This is a genomic window from Streptacidiphilus sp. MAP12-20 (assembly GCF_041262525.1).
Taxonomy (GTDB): Bacteria; Actinomycetota; Actinomycetes; order Streptomycetales; family Streptomycetaceae; genus Streptacidiphilus.
This window is the reverse complement of the sequence record NZ_JBGCCK010000003.1, coordinates 59,892-78,929: the sequence shown is the minus strand read 5'-3', so window position 1 is coordinate 78,929 and position 19,038 is coordinate 59,892. Positions and strand designations below refer to the sequence as shown.

Annotated in this window: 13 protein-coding genes; 11 read left to right on the top strand and 2 right to left on the bottom strand. The window is 67.7% G+C overall.

All coding sequences use genetic code 11. The features are described from left to right. Positions 1–69: 69 nt before the first annotated feature. Both ABIA32_RS04720 and ABIA32_RS04715 read left to right on the top strand, forming a co-directional pair. On the top strand, positions 70–492 hold the full coding sequence (locus ABIA32_RS04720) for a hypothetical protein (RefSeq protein ID WP_370092533.1): 423 nt from the start codon (positions 70–72) through the stop codon (positions 490–492). Next, positions 489–4,229, top strand: coding sequence for an AAA domain-containing protein (locus tag ABIA32_RS04715; RefSeq protein WP_370092532.1), 3,741 nt, complete (start codon positions 489–491; stop codon positions 4,227–4,229). The genes ABIA32_RS04720 and ABIA32_RS04715 overlap by 4 nt, the downstream gene beginning before the upstream one ends. A 50-nt stretch (positions 4,230–4,279) precedes the next feature. Here the strand turns inward: ABIA32_RS04715 and ABIA32_RS04710 are convergent, their stop codons facing one another. Continuing rightward, on the bottom strand, positions 4,280–5,320 hold the full coding sequence (locus tag ABIA32_RS04710) for a hypothetical protein (RefSeq protein ID WP_370092531.1): 1,041 nt from the start codon (positions 5,318–5,320) through the stop codon (positions 4,280–4,282). Positions 5,321–6,314: 994 nt separating this feature from the next. Here ABIA32_RS04710 and ABIA32_RS04705 point away from each other — a divergent pair. The 9 genes from ABIA32_RS04705 (at position 6,315) to ABIA32_RS04665 (ending at position 18,086) form a co-directional block, all read left to right on the top strand. Further along, positions 6,315–7,181, top strand: a complete 867-nt coding sequence (locus tag ABIA32_RS04705; RefSeq protein WP_370092530.1) for a hypothetical protein — start codon at positions 6,315–6,317, stop codon at positions 7,179–7,181. Further along, complete coding sequence (locus ABIA32_RS04700) at positions 7,165–7,971, top strand: hypothetical protein (RefSeq protein ID WP_370092529.1); 807 nt, start codon at positions 7,165–7,167, stop codon at positions 7,969–7,971. Before ABIA32_RS04705 ends, ABIA32_RS04700 begins: the two co-directional genes overlap by 17 nt. A 1-nt stretch (position 7,972) precedes the next feature. Beyond that, a complete protein-coding gene (locus ABIA32_RS04695) occupies positions 7,973–8,356 on the top strand; it encodes a helix-turn-helix transcriptional regulator (protein ID WP_370092528.1) in 384 nt (127 codons plus the stop codon). Further along, positions 8,344–8,826, top strand: coding sequence for a hypothetical protein (locus tag ABIA32_RS04690; protein ID WP_370092527.1), 483 nt, complete (start codon positions 8,344–8,346; stop codon positions 8,824–8,826). Before ABIA32_RS04695 ends, ABIA32_RS04690 begins: the two co-directional genes overlap by 13 nt. 135 nt (positions 8,827–8,961) lie before the next feature. Beyond that, positions 8,962–10,506, top strand: a complete 1,545-nt coding sequence (locus ABIA32_RS04685; RefSeq protein WP_370092526.1) for a TIGR02677 family protein — start codon at positions 8,962–8,964, stop codon at positions 10,504–10,506. Continuing rightward, entirely contained in the window at positions 10,503–11,777 is a 1,275-nt protein-coding gene (locus tag ABIA32_RS04680; protein WP_370092525.1) for a TIGR02678 family protein, read from the top strand. The genes ABIA32_RS04685 and ABIA32_RS04680 overlap by 4 nt, the downstream gene beginning before the upstream one ends. Continuing rightward, positions 11,768–15,856, top strand: a complete 4,089-nt coding sequence (locus tag ABIA32_RS04675; protein ID WP_370092524.1) for a TIGR02680 family protein — start codon at positions 11,768–11,770, stop codon at positions 15,854–15,856. The genes ABIA32_RS04680 and ABIA32_RS04675 overlap by 10 nt, the downstream gene beginning before the upstream one ends. Continuing rightward, positions 15,853–17,076 (top strand): TIGR02679 family protein, encoded by a 1,224-nt coding sequence (locus ABIA32_RS04670; RefSeq protein WP_370092523.1) that lies wholly within the window; start codon positions 15,853–15,855, stop codon positions 17,074–17,076. Before ABIA32_RS04675 ends, ABIA32_RS04670 begins: the two co-directional genes overlap by 4 nt. A 23-nt stretch (positions 17,077–17,099) precedes the next feature. Beyond that, a complete protein-coding gene (locus ABIA32_RS04665) occupies positions 17,100–18,086 on the top strand; it encodes a hypothetical protein (RefSeq protein ID WP_370092522.1) in 987 nt (328 codons plus the stop codon). 108 nt (positions 18,087–18,194) lie between these two features. Here ABIA32_RS04665 and ABIA32_RS04660 read toward each other — a convergent pair whose 3' ends face one another. Further along, entirely contained in the window at positions 18,195–18,896 is a 702-nt protein-coding gene (locus ABIA32_RS04660) for a TetR family transcriptional regulator (protein WP_370092521.1), read from the bottom strand. Positions 18,897–19,038 lie beyond the last annotated feature (142 nt).

The following is a 19,038-nucleotide window of genomic DNA, read 5'->3' as shown; positions in this document are numbered from 1 at the left end:
GACGCGCGCACTCAGTTCACCAGCAGGGCGAGACCACTGCGCCGCTCTTCGAGGACCAGGCGGAAGAAGATGACCGAAGCACCTGATCAACGTCACCGCCTGTCGCTGGAGGTTCTGGCCGGGGGAGACGCTCTGCGCCAGGAGCGGCTCACCACGGATCTGCGGGGAGCGCTACGGAAGGCTGACGGCTGGGAGATCGAGTTCCGTGAGGGGACTGCACCGAACTCCGGCGACCGCAAGGGAGTCAGCTCCGGGGACCTCAGCCTGTGGGCCGTCGCTGTCGCTGCAGCTCGGCCCGCAGCCAACATCCTGATCACTCTGATCAAGGAGTGGTGCGCCAGAGACCGGCACCGCAAGGTCGAGATCACCTTCGGGAACGACTCCGTGGTCATCACGGGCAAGCCGGACCAGGCCCAGGAGCGCGTCATCGACTCGATGCTGGCCAGGATGCAGTCTGTTCAGGCGCCGAGCGCAGGGGACGACGAGGAGTGACCCGCCTCATCCGCCGCCGCGCACTGCTGATCGGCAACGAGCGCCACGACGACGGCCGATTCGGTCCCCTTTCATCTGCCCATGCTGACGTGTGGGGCCTCGGGCAGGTGCTGCGCCATCGCAACATCGGCAATTTCGTCTCGGCCGACTCCCTGACCGATCTCACGGCCGACGAGATGCGTGACGCCATCAGTGAGTTCCTCGAAGCCTGCGAGCCGGACGAGTTGGCGCTGCTCTACATCTCCGGCCACGGGGTCCGCCGGACGGCTTCCGGTGGAGAGTTCTACTTCGTGGCGACGGACACGGACTACGACCGCATCGAGGAGACCGGGGTCAGCGCGGGGTTCGTCAACGAGCGCCTTGAAGCGTGCTGGGCTCCGCAGAAGATCGTCATGCTCGACTCCTGCCGCAGCGGCGGATTCGCCGTCGGCCTGCGCACCTCGAACCGGCTTGCGCAGGACGCCACCGCGAAGTCGGAGGAGCGCGCACCGATCACCAGCCGTGGTGTCTATGTGCTCTCCTCATCGCGGGCGGGCGAGGATTCCTACACAGGAACGGTGAGCGCGGAGGAGGTCAAGCCGTCCGTCTTCACAGCTGAGGTGATCGAGGCCCTACGCACGGGAAAGGTGGGCAAGGACGGCACGGGTGAGATTTCCGTCGACGAGCTCTTCCAGTACGTCAACCGGCGGATGCGCCGTTTGGACAACGGCAGGCAGGTACCTGTGAAGTCGGCCCATGGGGTGGACGACACGATCATCCTCGCCGCCTGCCCGCTCGGCAGCGCGCCGATCCTCGTGCCCCTGAGTAGCAAGCCCCCGGCACAGTCTGAACATGCCACCAAGTCAGTCGGACCCAAGAGGCCTCCGGCGCGGCCGTCGTGGGCCGGCCTGCTCGACTACTACCGCGAATGCATTCTGTCCGACGAAGCCGATGCACCTCTGATACCCGTCGAAGAAGTCGGCACGTCCTACGTATGTCTGTCCGGCGCAGAACGTCTGCTGTCCGGAGACGTTGACAGCGACAACTGCATCAGCCTCCCCGATGAAGCAGTACCGCTGCTGGACGCAGCCGCCGAGCAGAACGCCGAACTGTGGACCGGCTACCCCGCAGTCCTGCTTCACGGCCAGCGCGGCCGGAGTGCATGGCGGTCTCCCAGGTTCGCACCACTGCTCATCCGCAGAGTGGAGCTCGTCCAGAACGACGGCGTACCCCGCCTGAAGCCGTACGGCCCCGTCCTGCCGCACCCTCGCCTGGCACAGGACTGGCTCGGGGAGGAGGAGGCCGCTCAGCTGGCGGAGACCTACCAGCCAACCTGGCACCGCGGGCAGCACGACCGCATGGCGGTCGACATCCGCAATCTCCTCGCCCAGGAATTCGAGCTCCCCTGTGTGCAGGAACTTCGGCCAGATCAGCTCGCCGAGCGCATCGATGTCGACACCCCAGGGCAAGGGGCCCGGAACTCCGCAGTGCTCTTCCTTGCGCCCTCGGACACCAAAGCCACCAAGAAGCTGCTGGACGATCTCGGTGCCATCGAGAGTCGCTCCTCCCAGATCAGGTCCACAGCCCTTGCCGCCCTGTCCCCCGACCCAGCCGAGCGCACCTCAGCACTGGCTCTGACCGATCCGGCACCACAACACCTGGTCATCCCTCTGTCATGCAACGACGGCCAGAAGGCCGTCCTGCGGTCCGCGATGACCCGACGCATCACGGTCGCCACGGGCCCTCCTGGGACCGGGAAGAGCCAGCTGGTGGCGAACCTCGTCGCCACTGCCGTGGCGAACGATCAGTCCGTCCTCGTCGCCTCGACCAACAACGAGGCCGTGGACGAAGTCTGGCGTCGCTGCGAGCGACTCGTTCCAGGCAGCGTCGTCCGGACGGGCTCGGCGTGGGCCAAGACCATGGACTACACCGAGGCCGAGGGTACGTCACTCCAAGCGCTGAGAGCGGCCCCCGCGCCAGTCGGCAACCTCCCTACGCTGAAGATTGATGTCGCCGTGACCGACGACGCATTGACACACACCAGCGAGGAGTTGTCCCGCATCGCGGAGGCAGAAGGCCTGCTGCTCGCCGCCGGCCAATCCCGCGAGACCTATGCAGCCCAACTGGACACTTCCGTCCCTGAACTGCTCAGCGCCCTGGCCCCGGGGCAGAGTCTGGATCAGATCGCGCGGAAGGCCGATCGCCTGGCCCGGGCACGGGTGGCAGGCGAGTGGAGACGTAAGCGCTACCTCCGCCGTCTCGGCGTGAATACAGGTGATCAGTCGAGTGCCACATGCGTCGCTCTTGCCGGATTCATATCTGCCCACGCCAGGTGGCTTGCAGGACTCGCATCAGCCACCCGGACAGACGATGACACCCTGAGCGCAGAACTCCACCAAGCCGAAGAACGCGTACAGGCAGCCTCGCGGGCACTGTTCGATGGTGTGGTCCGCGCCAACGCACGAAACGGTCGTCAGCGGATCGCGGCCCTGCTCACAGCACGCGACAGCGGACGAAGCGACTGGGCGGCGGTGAGGGACGTGCTGCCTGCGGTGAGAGGCTGGGCTGTCACGAGCCTCTCAGCACGACGCTTCCCGCCGGACGCTGCGCTCTTCGACCTCGTGATCATCGACGAGGCCAGCCAGTGCGCCATCCCCCATGTGCTTCCGCTCCTGTTCCGGGCCCGGCGCGCTCTGATCATCGGCGACACCATGCAGCTACCCCACATCGCGAAGATCGGTCCGGAACGCGAAGCACTCATCCGGCGAACGGCGGGCCTTCGGTCCTCGTGGCTGGAGCAGCACCGGCTCGCGTATCGCCGACACTCCGCTTTCCACGCTGCCGAGCGCGCTTCGGGCGCAAGCCTGCTCCTGGATGAGCACTTCCGCTGCCATCCGAGGATCGCGGCCGTCTCGAACGAGCTCTTCTACGACGGCGGCCTGACTGTCCTCACGGACATCCGCGACCGACCGTGCCTGCCTCGCCCCGCGATATTCTGGGCCCACATCGCAGGAAGGGCTGCACGACCACGCAACGGCGGATCGTGGGTCAACGACGATGAAGCTCGGCAGGTGGACCGGTTCGTTGCCAACCTGCTGGCCCAGCTTCCTCCGGAAGCCACGATCGGCGTCGTCACCCCCTTCAAGGCGCAGGCTGCCGAGCTCGGCAGGCAACTTGCCCGCTACGGAACGGACCGCATCCGCGTAGGCACAGTCCATACCTTCCAAGGCGGCGAGCGCGACGTCATGGTCTTCTCCCTTGTGGCCGGGAGCGGCATGAGTCCCAGCGCGATCAGCTGGGTCGACAACCAGCTCAATCTCTGGAACGTCGCCATCACGCGGGCTCGCTCACACCTGATCGTGGTCGGAGACGCGGACCTGTGGCGGAACCGCGGAGGGGTCGCCACCGCGCTGTTGGACGCAACCGGGGCAGATCTCCCCGCAGCCACCGACACGCCGCCTGAGCTGCTCAAGCGTCTCTACCAGGAGCTGTCCGCACGCCGGGACGCGAGCGTGACCCTCGCCGAGACCGTTAACGGCCACTTCGCCGACGCCATGGTGCGGCACGACGATGGCTCCACAATCGCTGTGCTGCTTGACCCCGGTCCGAAGGAAGGTGACGACGCTTCCCACCACCTTCGTGTGCGCCTTCACCGCGTGCGCTTGCTGGAGGGCGGCGAGGCCGAGGCGAAGGCGGTTCGCTACCCGGCGTGGCGACTCTTCGACGTTGCGGATACGCCGCGCCCAAGTGCCTCATGACGGGCGACTGAGTAGTCGGCCGTCCGCCGTACTTGAGTGCGGTCACCCCTTCAGCCCCGGGCCGCGCCTGGGGTCGAGCCGGTACAAGGCTGATTCGGGCCCGCAACGGCGCGCAGCGCGAGGTCCCCGGTAGGAACACGCGTCAGGGCTCTGGTCACAGGATTCCACAGGGCTACCTCGCTACCCTGCATGTCGAACGTGAGCAGCGGGATTCGCGTGGTCAGGAGGTCGCCCTGATAGGGGAAGGACTGCGACAGGGGACCCGCGCACACGTACTCCGGCGTCAGACTTCCCCAGGCAACCGGTGTGTCATACCGCGCACGGGCGACGGCCGCGGCTCCAGCTTGGCTCCCCGACTGCAAGGACGCCACAACAGTAAGCGCAGCAAATACGAGAATCATGGGCACGATGACCAGGTACCCGAGGTCCACGTGGAACCGGCGCGCGATGCCGGCGTACGCCAGCACAATGCTGCAGCCCAGTGTGCCGATCGCTATGGGACCGACTGCCGGAGCCAGGTGTGAGAGGCCGGACGAGGAGACATCGTCGACGCTCATTCCGAAGTGTCCAAGGTACTGCTCATAGCCGAGGCGAGCGATCTGCGCAGTCACGACCGGAATCATGGACAGCGCAAGGGGAATGGCCGCGAGAAGGACCTGTCTCCAGCCGGCACCCCGGACCAGGTCGCGCAGGCCGAACGCAATGACGGCGAGAAGGCCGAAGCCGGCGAGCTGCATCCAGCCCAGCCGTCCGTGACTCGCAATCCCGCTCCAGGCTCCGAACACCACACAGACGGCGGCCAAGACCAGGGCCAGGGTCATCTCTCCCCGGGGGCTGTGAACCTGGCGTGTCATCTGAGCCCATCGCAGCACGGGATAGATCGCCGTGACCAGCACCAGGCCGAACAGAAGCAGACAGACGGCACCGGGCCAACCACGTGACCACCAACGCTCGGTGGCCACAATCGTCAACAAGCCGGCACAGGGAACCACCGCCGCCCACAGCGCTCGCGACTTCGCTGTCCTCACCGCATACCGCCCCGGGGTCGGGTGGCTCGACCGGGCGGTGAAGGCAGTCGGGCGGATCTGCACCGGCTTGCTCCTTGTGGGGGCTCCCGGCAGGGCATCGCGACGCCGCAGTTCCTCTTCCGCGTGCATGAGGGAGTGCGCGTTGATGATCTCCCCAGTGTCCAATTGGCCGGATCTAAGCCGGAACTCGTCAAGCCGCCGTCGGAAGCCGCTCCTGCGAGTCGGCGGCTGGTGGTACACGCGGAAGGTCAGAGCGTGGACAGCCTCCGGTTCGAGCACCCGCGCTCCCCGACAGTGCACGGCAGTACCGTACGCCGCAGCACGGCTGTTCAATCGCCGCTCGGCTTCGGCTGCGGCCCGAGCCGTGGCCCCCGGAAGCGGGACGTCCACCTGCCAGTGGGAGCGCAGTTCGCGTTCCCCTGGTCCAATGACCCCACCTCGTATCGAGGCGTCCGGCGTACAGTCCCACCCCACCGACTCGAAGGCCTTCACGAGTTTCGGAGCCCCACTCGGATGGACAGATATCCACACGCGCACGAGCACATCGAAGTCGTTCCCGGGTATCACGGCGTCCTTCTGCCCTGGCCCCTCGGTCCTGCGTGCGGTCCGCGCGCGGCGGGCACGAATGGTGCTACTCGGGCGTCGTCTGGTCATTGGGCGTCATCTCCACTGTCTACCGACCTGCACCGGCAGTCTGCTTGTCCAGCAGAGAGGAACGCCAGCTGTTTCCGAGCTGCGTGTCGGCACCGGCCCCACGGCAAGCAGCCGAACCAGCTGCACCGCACCTCAAGCAGTCCAGACGGACTACCTGTCATGGTCGCCTACGGTCGCAAGCCGATCACTGCGAGCCGCCCTCGGTGCACTTTCGGGCAACTGAAGTCGCAGACGAACTTCTTGAGGGGAATTCCGGATTGGCGGTCCCATTTCGATCCGCGTGACCGTCTTATGGGTCGGGTGCAGCGATACGGCATCACGAGCGAGCAGCAGCCGGACGGTCTCGCATCTGGATGAACGCACCCTGTCTCTTCCGCAGAGTCCTCGACCCGGAGACAGCGCAATGTCCTCCCCTCCAGTACAACAACTGGTCCTCGACCGCATCGAAGCGGCATTTCTCACGCTTGGGCAGGATCCCCAGGGACCTGCATTCGACGGCGCCTCGCTCGGCAGCTGGCTCCCCATGCCGACCCTCCGCCTTGACCGTATGCGCGGCCTGTTGCTCAGACCTCCGCATGCGGAAGCCGTCCCCTCGATCTGGCGGGAACTCGTCACACGAGTCACCAGCGCCGAAGATCAGGAGCTCTGGCTACTCGTCGCGCTCGGGGCGATGAACCCCGGCATGCGCAGCATCTGCCGACGGGGCCGCCTGGACCTGTTGCAACAGCAGGAGCTCCAATCGGAAGTCGTGGCACAAGTCTTGAAGCGCCTTCGTTCGCTGGATCCGGCCCAGCCGGCCCTGGCGAGTGAGCTCTACTGGACTGCCAAACGCGCCGACAGCCAATTTCGCCGGGACCTGATTGCTTCGGAGCAACGAAACATCCCAGTCGACGCGGTTCCGGAGTTGGAGGCCGGAGCTGATGCCGGCCACCCAGACACTGCCTTGGCACAGCTCTGCAAGAGAGAAGTCATTTCCGGGGATGAGGCCGAACTGATAGGTCGGACCCGCCTTGAGGGCGAATCGCTCACTGCCGCCGCGGAACGACTGGGTATCAGCTACGCCACCTGCCGCAAGCGCCGGAGGCGCGCGGAGCACCGGATCGTGCAGCACTACGTCAAGGAGGGGCTTCTCACGGCGACACGTGCCCAGGCACTTCTCGGCGACGGGTCCAAGGGCAGCACACGATCAGAACCTGCCTCCTGCAAGGTCGAAGTCGCCGCCGCACGAACGCACCACTGGTTCAGGAGGCTCGATGCCGTCCCCGCGTGAGAAGACAGCCCTTGATGTAGTGGCTGCCGCCATCGATGGTCCGAGTGCCTGGGTGGGACCGCTGCTGCTCGACGGCACCACCATCCACCCGGCTCTCCCAGCCCGTGATCTGCCGTTGTCGGAAGTGCGCTCCCTGATGCTCAGCTCACGGCCACCGTACGAGGTGCGGAACGCTGTCTGGGCCGAGCTGGCCTTCCACGCCCAGCATCGCGGGGCTGACTGGGAGTTGGGTGCCGTGTGGATGATGGCGCCGGGCCTTCGAAAGGCCGCCCGCCGGGCTGTCAGTGACACCGGCGCCCCTTACGCAGACATCGAAGCGGAAGTCGTGGAAGGCTTCCTCCGCGAACTGCGGAGCATCGACATCGAGGTGCCCGCCATCACGGCCAAGTTGTGGTGGGCGGGGTACCGCCAAGGACTGCGGGCCTTGGCGGACTATCGACCTACGGCCTGGCGGCACGAGGTTCCCGACCCCGCCTCGCTGCGCCCCCACGCCTCGCCTCCTGGCCATCCGGACAGTGTGCTGGACCGAGCCGTCTCAGCCGGCGTCATCTCCGCAGCAGAGGCGGAACTGATCGGCGGGACCAGGCTGGAGACCGGCGGTCTGGCCGCAGCCGCAATGCAGATGGGACTCGGCTACCAGGCGTGCCGCAGACGCAGGACCGAAGCAGAGGAACGTCTTGCCAGGTTCCTGCTGGTGCCGGGAGTCTCCGCCGACCCCACCCCCCTGCGCACCCCTCCGGTCGCTCAACCTCGAATGACATGGACCGCCGACATGAGAGAGGCAGCCTGACGTGTCCGTGGAGAAGGAACAGAACGTGGGGCGGAAAGACGACCATCGCCCCAGCCGCGCTGACCTACTCGCCCTGCCAGTGTTCGTGAACCTGCAGACAGCTGCCGCGGTTCTCGGGCTGGGCAGGAGTACCGCCTACGACCTGGCACACAGGGAAGCGTTCCCTTGCCGGGTGCTCAAGGTCGGCCGGGCCTACCGGGTTCCCAGTGAGGAACTCCGCCGCCTCGCCGGTGTCGAGCAGCAGCCTGCTCCCAGCTCGGACGCCCCCTGCCAGACGAATCTCCGTCTCCCTCGCGCGGCCGAGCATCTGGGGCGCGCCCGCCGTTGTCCCACCTGCTACGCGCGAGTCCACCGCACGTCGAGGAGGCCAGCATGTCCCTCGTGAATGAGCACCGTGCCGTCCGCCGCCCAATCGCCGGGTGGCGGGGGGACACCACCGTCATCCTCGGGGTCCGCGCGCTGCTGACCGATGTTCTCGGCGGGGTCGCCGAGGACCTCCTTCCTGGGGAGGTGGACCTGCCTGACCACATGGGTGCTGTCGTCGCCTGCAGTTGGCGATGGCACCCGCCGAAGCCGTACGTCTACGTCCGCGCAGACCAACCGACCGATCTGCGTGCCGACCTTTGGGGTTTCGCGGCAGCGCTCGCCTCGTCCGTGTGCGAGGGGCGGCTGCCCCTCGGCGAGGAGGACTTCCTGTTCATAGGCAACCGGCGGGTACCGGGGGCCGGTTCGGGGACGGCTCTGCTCGGCTCCGCCGTCCTGCGCCGACTCGGGCGCCGCAACGCGGTTTGCGACTTCCCCGTCTATCGCTGGACGGACGGCGCGTCGCCTGCGCTACTCGCGCCGGCGGCTTGAATCCCGGCCCCGTCCAGCCCCCACAGTCCGCATGAAAGGGGTGAACCACCCGCCTCGGGACTCGCAAACTCATACGGTGAACCGGCGGAGTGTCAGTACCGAAGGGGGAAGTCGTTGCGCAGAGTGCCACCGGAGATGTTCCGGTTCGCCACCGGTGACCGTGCCGACCTCTACGGTGCGGTACTCCAGGCCTTCGGTGCGGCCAACGAACGGCTGGAGACCGCCCTCGCACTCGACGGGGTGCGCAGCAGACTGCGCACGGTCGGCTGGCTCACCGCCGTCGCCGACGACGACCTCCAGGACATCCTGCGCCAGCTCAAGCAGTGGGGACTGCTGGACGTGGTCCAGAACCACGCGGAGAACTACCGGACCGCCGAGGACTACGAGCGCCGAAACCTGCAGTACTCACTCACCCGACGTGGCGAGGCGGCGCTGGCCGGCGTGGAGCAGGCTCTCCTGGTACTCGCATCCACCGGCGCCCTGCAGACGGCGGTGCTGGAGGCCATCGCCGACCGACTGGACGAGCTCTACCTGCTGCTGGAGGACGCCACCACATCGGGCCGGCGACTCTTCACCACCCTGCAGGAGCTGGAGAGTCATCTGGAGGCGCTACTGACGAACACCAAGAGCTTCAACGGCGAGCTCCAACGCCTGCTGCGTGCCGAAGGGGCGGACCTCTCCACGTTCCGGGAGGTGAAGACGGCGACCGTCGCCTACCTGCAGGAGTTCCTGGGCAACTTGGACCAACGCAGTGGGGCAATCGCCTCCGCCGTCGCGCGCGTGGAAGAGCGGGGGGTGGCCCTGCTCCACGAACGGGCACTGCGCAGCGCGGAGCTGCCGCCTTCCCGGAGCGGGGATCCGGCCCCGGCGTGGCTGGAGGGACGCCGCGCCCGCTGGGAGGGTCTGCGAGCCTGGTTCCTACCGACGGACCGTTCCAGGCCGCGCGCGGAGCAGCTGCACGACGTTGCCCGACACGCCATTGTGACGCTGCTTCAGGTACTGGACAGAATCACCGAGTCACGTCGGCGGTCCTCCAGTGCTGTGCAGGACTTCAGGGAACTCGCCCGGTGGTTCGCGGCGGCGCCGACAGAGCCGGATCTGCACCGCCTCTGGTCCCTCGCTTTCGGCCTTGGGTCCGCGCGGCACCTCCATTTGGCACATCCCGACCCAGAGCTGGTTCCCGCCTCGGTGACCTGGGCGCAGGCGCCTCCGGTGCAGGTGTCGGCATTGCTGCGCACCAGCGGCAGGACCGAGCGGTTCAGTCGCACCGGCAAGGTGCGCGATGTCGGCGGCGTGAAGGCGGCCCGAGCTGAGCGCGCGCGGGCGGAGCGGGCGGAGTTGGAGGCGGCGTGGGACGTGCTCAGCACCGACGCGCCAATGCGTCTGTCTCTCCTCGGCTCACTGGACCACGTCGTCTTCGAGCGGTTGCTCGACCTGCTCGGCCGGGCGCTCGCATCCCGTCCGGGCCGCGACGGATCACGCCGGGCGGTCACCGCCGATGGCCGCGTGGAGATCATCCTGCGGCCTGCCGCAGACGCAGCGCGAGCCGTCCTGCTCACGGCCCGAGGAGAGCTGGAGAGCCCCGACTACCTCGTGGCCATCCACGAGGCAGGCAACCGCAAGCGGCAGGAGACCGTCGCAGGAGCGCACCAACCGTTGCCGAAGGAGGAGGCAGGATGAGTACGCTGGCCAACCAGCTCGTCACGGCCGAACGCGAAGAAGTCGCTCGCGGCATCCGACTGCTGCTGGGAAGTCCGGCTGTCACCGAGCGCGGCGATCCTGGCGCGTTCGAACTGGTCCGACGCCGCCAGGGCCCCCTGACCTCCTGGTTCGACTACCACTGCGGTTGGCAGTTGGTGGTCGAGCCCCGGCTCGGCTACGCCCGGCTGCTCAAGATCCGCTCCAGTGCCGACTCGTCCCGACCGGCCCGCCGGCAGCGGTCGGGCCGGGCGCCGTTCGACCGGCGCCGCTACACCCTGTTCTGCGTGATTGCCGCCGAGCTCTTGACGGTCCCGATAACTACGGTCGGCCTGCTCGCGGACCGCGTCGCCCAAGCGTGCGCCACGGACCCGGTGGTGCCGACGTACCACTCGGAAAGCCGTTCCGAACGCATGGCATTCGTGGACGCCCTGCGACTGCTGGAGGAACTCGGCGCAGTGCACGTGCTGGATGGCGCCACGGAGGCATACGCGGACTCCGCCGACGCAAAGGTTCTCTACCGCGTGGACGCGACAGCACTGCTCCGTCTGCCGGCAGCCCCGGTAGGCGCCTCGCGACTGGCGGTTCCGCCGGACGAGATCAGCTCGTGCTTCGAGGAGCTCCTGCAGGAGAGCGCGCGCGAGCAGCGATACGGAAGCGGTGAAGTGTCCGAAGGTGGCTCGACCGCCCAGCGCAACCTGCGGCTGCGGCATTCGCTCTTGCGCCGCCTCTTCGACGATCCCGTCCTGTACCACGAGGACCTCACCGAGGACGAGCTCGCCTACCTGACGTCGCTCACCGGGCGGCAGATCGTACGGCGCGCGGCCGAGCAGGCCGGCTTCCTGCTAGAGGAGCGTGCCGACGGATTGCTACTCGTCGATCCCGAGGGCATCGCCACCGACAGTCGCTTTCCGGACGACTCCTCTACGGCACGCGTCGCCGCCCTTCTCTTGCTCGAACCACTGACCAAGGCTGTTGGTGGACTCACCACAGAGGAGCTGAGCAGCCACACCCGGGCCCTGATGACACAGTTCCCGCGATGGGCCAAGCACTACCAGGCCGCGGAGGGCGCCGCAGTCCTCGCCGATGACGCCGCCCGGATTCTTGTCGACTTCGCTCTCGCGCGACGTCTCGGCGACCGAGTGCTCGCCCGGCCTGCTGCCGCTCGTTACCGGGCCATCGCCACCACGAACGACCGTGCAGGCGCCCAGCGGGACGCCGACACTGCCGAGGAGGACCCCGCATGGGTGTGACGTTGCTCCCCAATCACAGCACCGATCCGAGTGCCGGTGCTGCGATCCGCTCCCGCTGGCAACCCTCACGCGCGGGGATCCTCAACGTCTGGCGCTACTACGACGAGATCTTCACCTTCCACCGCGGGCGGCTCCTGCTCCGTGGCCCGAACGGAACCGGCAAGTCGAAGGCCCTGGAGGTGCTGCTGCCGTTCCTGCTGGACGCCAGTCTCCGTCCCAACCGCTTGTCCACCTTCGGGGGCTCCGAGCGCACGATGCACTGGAACCTCATGGGCGAAGGAACCTCCGGAAAGACGAGGGTGGGCTACGTATGGCTGGAGTTCACCCGGAACGTGGGGCGTGAGCAGTTCTGGTTCACCTGCGGGGCGCGCCTCCAAGCCAGTCTGCACACCTCAGGAGTGCAGACTGACTACTTCACCACGACACACCGGGTCGACCATCCGGACGGGCTCTCGCTGGTCAACGACAGCGGCCAACCGCTCACCCGTGCAGCCCTGGCAGAGGCGATCCGCGGCAGCGGCACAGTGCACGACACCGCGAGCGACTACCGGCACGAGGTTCGCGCGACCCTGTTCCCGGGCCTCACCGAGCAGGGCTACGACGCGCTGATCACCGCCCTGCTCCAACTGCGCACCCCCAAGCTCTCCGAACGCCTCGATCCCTCCCTCCTTTCCTCTTTGCTCTCCCGGGCCCTACCCCCGCTCGGCCAGCACGAGATCGCCGAACTCGCGGAGGGATTCGAACGTCTGGACCGCCAGCGCGAGCACCTCCGCGCCCTCGACGCAGAGGTTGCTGCGGCGACCACGGTCGCGGCGCAACAACGCGGCTACGCGCAACGCGTACTGCGGGCCGGCGCCGCCTCGCTCATCTCCGCCACCACCGACATGGACAACCGCACCCGGGACGCACGGACCAGCAAAGACCAGCTCGACCAGGCTGTCGCGGAGCGCAGTCGAATCACGGACGGGCGCACTGCGCACAGGAACTCGGAGGCCGAGACTCACGGCACCATCGAGGGACTTGAGGCGTCCGAGCCCTACCGACAGGGGCAACAGCTCACCGAACTCCGCGTCCTGGCCGAGCGGGCACGCCGCGAGGCCAGCAGGCTGGGCGAGCAGGCCCAGAGGCAGGTCCGGACCGCAGACCGCGAGCGAACGCTGGCCGAAGATCTCGCCCGGCAGGAGGCCGAGCACGAGGCACGCGTGCTCATCGCGTTCACGGACGCGCAGACCACGGCTCACCGAGCGGCGTTGGAGTCCGTCTTCGACGAGATCCGGACGAGCATCGACGCAACCGCCAACAGCAGCGAGGCGACAGCCGGAGCCTGCGGCGACGCACGTCGTCTGGCACGAGGTGCAGTCAGCTCTCGCCGCCACCAGATCGGTCAAGTCCGATCCGCCATCGAGAGCTGCGACCGGGCAGTCGCTGGCCGCACGGTCGCGGAGAGCCAGCTTGAAAGTGCCCGGGGACGGCTGACAGTCGCGTTGAGCGATCGCGACCAGAAGCAGCGTGCCTTCGGGTCAAGCTTGGAGCGGCTCGCCGAGGCTCTGCACCAGTGGTCTGCGGACTGCTCGGAACTGCTCTTCGAGGACGCGGAACAGCCGGCGTTCCTTGCTGCGGATGCAGACCAGGTTCTCGATCTCGTCAACCAGGCCGCCCTACGCGCGGACACCGCCATCATTGTGGAGCAGGCTTCCCTCCGTCTCTTGCGCGAGACAGCCGAGAGCCGACGCAACGAGCTGCAGGCTCGCAGGGAGCACCTCGGACGCGAGATCGACCTCCCGCCCAACGCGCCGCACACCCGAACCGCCGACCGCTCGACCCTGCCCGGCGCACCACTGTGGCGACTCATCACCTTCCGCGACGGAACCTCACCCCAGCTGCAGGCCGGCATCGAGGCCGCGCTCGAAGCATCCGGCCTGTTGGACGCATGGATGGCACCCGACGGGAGCATCAGGCTCCCGGGACACGACCGCCACATCACCATCACCGACGTCCCCGCCCTGCAGGGAAACACGCTGGCGCAGGTCCTGGAGCCCGAACCAGAGTCAACTGTTCCGGCATCTCGTGTCGCAGAGCTCCTCACACGCGTCGCCTACGGAGCGGTCCTGCCGACGGGGCAACAAGCGGCCATCGGCTCTGACGGCTCATGGCGACTCTCTGTAACCAGTGGAACGTGGGCCAAGACCGAGGCCCGCTACATCGGCGCTGCCGCCCGGAAGCGGGCCAGGAAGCGTGAGATCGAGACTCTGACAGGTGAACTCGTCCGAGCAGAGCAGTCGCTGGCTGATCTGGACCAGCAGGCCGCCGCCCTTGACTCCCGTCGGGCCCGGCTGGAAGCCGACCTCGCCGCTCGGCCCAGCCGTCACGAGGTGGAACAGGCTGAGGCCAGCGCAAACACCGCTGAAGCCGCCGTGGTCACCCGCGAAGACTCCGTCCGCGAGGCTGTCTCTGCTCTCGACACCACCGAAAAGGCAGTCGCTACGGCGCTTCGGGCACTCACGCGTCTCTCCGCGGAGCACAGCCTGCCGACGGAACGAGCCGCCCTCGACAAGCTTGAAGGAGTACTGGAATCTCTCCGGGACCACATCGACCACTGGTTGGAAACCCGGCTTCATGGGGCCTCGCTCAGCGAGAGACTGACGACCGCCCGAGACCGCGCCGAGGCCGCCCGTGACGAAGCTGTCGAGCGCAGCGGCGAGGCCGAAGAAGCAGAGACCGAAGCTCTCGCCTGTGAGGCCAAGCTGCGCGCCGTCGAGGGTGCCGTCGGAGAGGACTACCGCCAGATCGCTGCTCGCATCGCCGCGCTCCGCGTAGACCTCACCCGCACACGGAATGCCATCGAGGCCGCAGGGAAGACGCTCCTTGAGATTGAGGGTTCCATCGGCCGGCTCAGGTCGGACGTCGCTCACGACGAAGAGCTCCGCGACCAAGCCCGCGACGTGCGGGACAAGTCCGCGCTCCGGCTGCGTCGGCTCTGTCTTCTGAATCTTCCCCAGGACGCCGGCATCACGGTCGCTCTCGGCACAGGAGACGGCATCCGGACCACCCAGGAGGCGGCACGCGTCATCGCCACCGCCTGGCCCGGCCTCCTACACGAGCCGAGGCATGTCGGTGACGCCCTCACCCGCCTGCTGACGGCCGTCCACGAAGCCCGGGCACGCTTCGGCGGACGTGTCGACCTCGACGTCGACCAGGACGACGAAGTCCACGTGCTCGCCGCCACCATGAACGGCATCCGCATGGGGGCCGCCGGATTGCTGAGCGCTCTCACCGAGGAACGTGATCGCAGTCGCGACGACATCACGACCGCAGAGCGTGAACTCTTCGACCGGACCCTCACCGGCGGCACGAGACGCCATCTCGCCTCACGCATTCGCCAGGCCGGTGAGCTCGTCGAGCGCATGAACGCCCACCTGACTCAGGTGCGCACTGCATCCGACGTCGCTGTCCGCCTCGTCTGGCAGATCCATCCCGACCTTCCGACCGGAACCCGCACCGCACGGGAACTTCTCCTCAAGGACCCGGCCCGCATCACCGAAGCGGACCGTGAGGCTCTCCACGCCTTCTTCCGAGGGCGCATCGAGGATGCGAAGGCACGCAACACCGCCGCCAGTTGGGAGGAGCAGTTGGGCCAGGTCCTCGACTACACCTCCTGGCACCAGTTCGTGGTCAAGCTCGACCGGGCGAAAGGCGCTGGATGGCAGTTGCTCACCAAGAAGCTCCACGGTGCCCTGTCCGGAGGCGAAAAGGCCATCGCACTGCATCTCCCCCTGTTCGCGGCGGTCGCCGCGCACTACGAGGCGGTCCCCGAATCCCCGCGGCTGATCCTCCTCGACGAGGTCTTCGTGGGCGTCGACACGGTCAACCGCGGCCAGGTCTTCGCGCTGCTGACCGCCCTCGACCTGGACATGGTCCTGACCTCGGACCACGAATGGTGCACGTACCGCGAGCTCCCCGGGATCGCAATCCACCAGCTGATCACAGGTAGCGACGGCGACGACGCGGTGACCAGCGCGCGCTTCACCTGGACCGGCCTGGAGCTCCAGTCCGACGAGCCGGAGGAGGCCCTTCTGTGACGTGGCGCACCCAACTCGACCGGGCCGAACTCCGCCCACTATGGCAAACGCTCCATCACCGCCTTTCCTCCGGACGAGCCGTCACTCGGGTAAGGCTGGGGCCACTCGACGAGACGGGCCAAGCGGCTCTGGCCGATCTCCTGGGACTCGACCGGCTGCCGGGAGAGCGCCCGAGCGTCAACTTGGACCGGCTGGACGTCGTACTGCGTGAGGTCTGCGAGCTGTCGGTCCGAGACGTGGTCACCCAACTGATCGGGCCCCTCGGGAACCGTGCCGCGGACGCTGTTGGTGCACGTGAAGCGCGCGAGGCGCTGTGGTCCTGGCTGGGCAGTCATGAGGTCGTGACCGCGCAGCCGGCACTCATCGCATGGGTGGAACATCTGCGCGCCACGGGCCTGCTCGCAAGTTCACCCTCCGCTTCAAGAGCCTGTGCGGCGTCGGCGCTCAGGGTTCTGGCCGCCCTACCCGCCGACGGCGAGCCCTTGCCCGTCCTGGCGGCACGCCTGGTCGACGGGGATGCCCATGCCCTCGACGACGGAACCCGACTGTCCTCGTGCGTGCTGCGTGCCTTGTCGGTGCTCCATGACGTGCCGATGCCCGAGAGCGCCGAGGAACGTCGCGCGCTGTGGGGCCGTGCCGGCGCCTCCGACGACGAGCTGTCCAGCACCGTCCTTGTCGCGGGCCTGCCTCTGCGCGGAGACGGGCTGGCCGCTCGGATCGCGCGCCTGTGCGCGCAGTCGGGCCAGGCGGCAAGTCTCACCCTGGCTCAGTTGCGTGCTCAGGGTCCGCTGGGGCTCGGAGCGTCCCGGGTGTACGTCGTCGAGAACCCAAGCATCCTGGCGCTGGCCCTACGGCGGTTCGGTGACCGTTGCCCGCCTATGGTCTGCACGTCCGGGTGGCCGAACACCGCAGCGATCCGCCTCTTGCGGCTCCTGTCCGCCGGAGGTGCCGAACTGCGCTACCACGGCGACTTCGACGGCGAGGGAATTCGCATCGCCGCCCACGTGATTGCCAAGACGTCGGCCGTCCCCTGGCGCATGACGGAACAGGACTACCGCAACGCCGCCGCACAGCTCCGGCCCGGGAGTCCAGTGCCGGGCCGACTCACTCCGGCGCCCTGGGATCCTGCCCTGGAAGCCGCCCTGGAGGAACTGAATGCCGCCGTCATGGAGGAGGTGGTGGCCGACATCCTGCTCGACGAGCTCGCCCTCCGCGCCTGACACTCACCGAACCTGGAGTAGGCATGCCCGTGTCTCCGGTTGCTTGCGACGCCAACACCCCTGCTGCCCCCGGCACCACAGACCTCTGTCCCGTCTGGTGCCGCACAGTCCACACCTCCGAACCTTGGGACGTCTGCCACGACGGACCCAGCGTCCAGTTCGCCCCGAACTCCGAGGCCTCTCTGGGTTCCGCCGGAATCGAGGCCACCATTCTCAGCATCATCGAAGTGCCCGAAGACCTTCTCCGGCCGCCGGTGGTGTACATCGCCGGGCGCAACGACGACCTCGAACTCGACCTCCCCGGCTTGGACGAGCACATCGCAGATGTGGAGCGGTTCCTGGCGGATCTCAAGGTCCTGCGCCGACAGTTCGCCGACATCCTGGCCGGCCCGGGAGCGCAACCCGGGGAGGACCCCCGGCTGCTCGTTGAGCGCACCTCGCCGTGCCCACCTTGGTGCGTCAGCACCGCCTGCCGCGACACCGCCCCATTCGACCGGACGTGCTTCCCCTCGGACCGTTATCACCACTCCGAGACCCGTTCCCTCTCACCGGGCCGGGAGAGCAACACCTTCATCCAGTTCGATCTGGTCCAACAGGCTTTCGCCCAGCGTCCCGACGTGGTGCTCAGTATCGACACCGGCCGGGACGACGCGTGCACCACCTTGACCCTCGACGAGGCGAGGACGCTGGCGACTTCGGTGGGCGCGCTCGCCACACTGGGAGAGCGACACGCCCAGCCTGGGTGCCTACCTCCCCTGCCTGACATCCTCGGCTCTGTCGGGGCTCAGGTATTCGAAGATCCGGGCCTCAAGCCCGACCGCCCGGGCTACACCCTGGGCCGTGTCTCTGAGGACAGCCGGGTCCTCGTGGTCGTACCTGGTGGCTTGTCGCCGGAACACCGCGAATGGGTGATCCGGGAGCAGCTCGGGGACGCGTCCCACCGTGCGCGGCGCGAGAGGACACCGGAAGAGCAGACGAAGTCGCCGATTCCCCTGCCTACAGCCGCGTAGCCCGAGCGGCGGCTGGCCCCGCCCAACGCTTTTAGTTGGGCAGGGCCAGCCGCCGCGAGGTGCTCATCGGGTCGCCGCCGCACGGTGGTCGACGCAGCGACGCAGGCGTCAGGCGTTGGCACGCCGCGTGCGCTTGGTCGTCTTCTCCGTGACGGGCTCGGCCTCCTTCGCCGGCACCGCGGTCTTGCCGATGGTCGGCAGGACGAACTCCTTGACCATGTCGACCGCGTCGCGGACCAGCGGGCGGAAGACCCGGTAGCGCGACAGGTTGACGATCTTGGCGACGAACGGGGCGCAGCGCTGCACGAAGGCGCGGGTGCGCCCGGTGTCGTCGGTGCGGTCGAAGACCCAGTACAGGACGACGACCATCAGGTGCAGCCAGAGCAGGTCGGGCAGCAGCTCGTCCAGCTCCGGGTCGATCTTCGGGCCCAGGTCCGAACCGTCCAGCACCTCACGGAAGAGCTGGACCGCCGTCTCACGGGCCGGGTGGGACTCGTTCGAGAAGGGGCTCAGCGCACTGTTCGGGTCGGCCGCCGTACGGAAGAACTGCGCCGCGAACTCGTGGTACGGCGCCGCGCAGTCCACCCACGACTCCAGCGCGATGGTGAGCCGCTCCGAGAAGTCGGTGCGCCCCTCCATCCGCGCCCGGGCGTCGACCAGGTGCTCGTGCGTCATCCGGTCGTAGAATCCCTGAATGAGGAATTCCTTGCCTTCGAAATAATAGTAGGCATTTCCAACGGATACGCCCGCTTCGGTAGCGATTGCCCGCATGGTCGTCTTGTCGTAGCCCCGCTCCTGGAAGAGCCGCATCGCGGTCTCCAAGATCAGAGCTCGCGTCTGCTCGCCCTTGGGCGCCTTCGCCTTAGTCTCGACCGCCTCTGGCGGAACACCGGCAGACTCATCCTTCGAAGGCGTCACGTCATCCACGCTCCCCGACAGTACCGGCGAACGA

Excerpts from the sequence above, each read along its gene's own strand:
- ABIA32_RS04720 (WP_370092533.1), top strand. The coding sequence starts at position 70 with ATGACCGAAGCACCTGATCAACGTCACCGCCTGTCGCTGGAGGTTCTG.
- ABIA32_RS04705 (WP_370092530.1), top strand. The coding sequence starts at position 6,315 with ATGTCCTCCCCTCCAGTACAACAACTGGTCCTCGACCGCATCGAAGCG.
- ABIA32_RS04700 (WP_370092529.1), top strand. The coding sequence starts at position 7,165 with ATGCCGTCCCCGCGTGAGAAGACAGCCCTTGATGTAGTGGCTGCCGCC.
- ABIA32_RS04690 (WP_370092527.1), top strand. The coding sequence starts at position 8,344 with ATGTCCCTCGTGAATGAGCACCGTGCCGTCCGCCGCCCAATCGCCGGG.
- ABIA32_RS04685 (WP_370092526.1), top strand. The coding sequence starts at position 8,962 with ATGTTCCGGTTCGCCACCGGTGACCGTGCCGACCTCTACGGTGCGGTA.
- ABIA32_RS04680 (WP_370092525.1), top strand. The coding sequence starts at position 10,503 with ATGAGTACGCTGGCCAACCAGCTCGTCACGGCCGAACGCGAAGAAGTC.
- ABIA32_RS04675 (WP_370092524.1), top strand. The coding sequence starts at position 11,768 with ATGGGTGTGACGTTGCTCCCCAATCACAGCACCGATCCGAGTGCCGGT.
- ABIA32_RS04665 (WP_370092522.1), top strand. The coding sequence starts at position 17,100 with ATGCCCGTGTCTCCGGTTGCTTGCGACGCCAACACCCCTGCTGCCCCC.
- ABIA32_RS04660 (WP_370092521.1), bottom strand. The coding sequence starts at position 18,896 with ATGCGGCTCTTCCAGGAGCGGGGCTACGACAAGACGACCATGCGGGCA.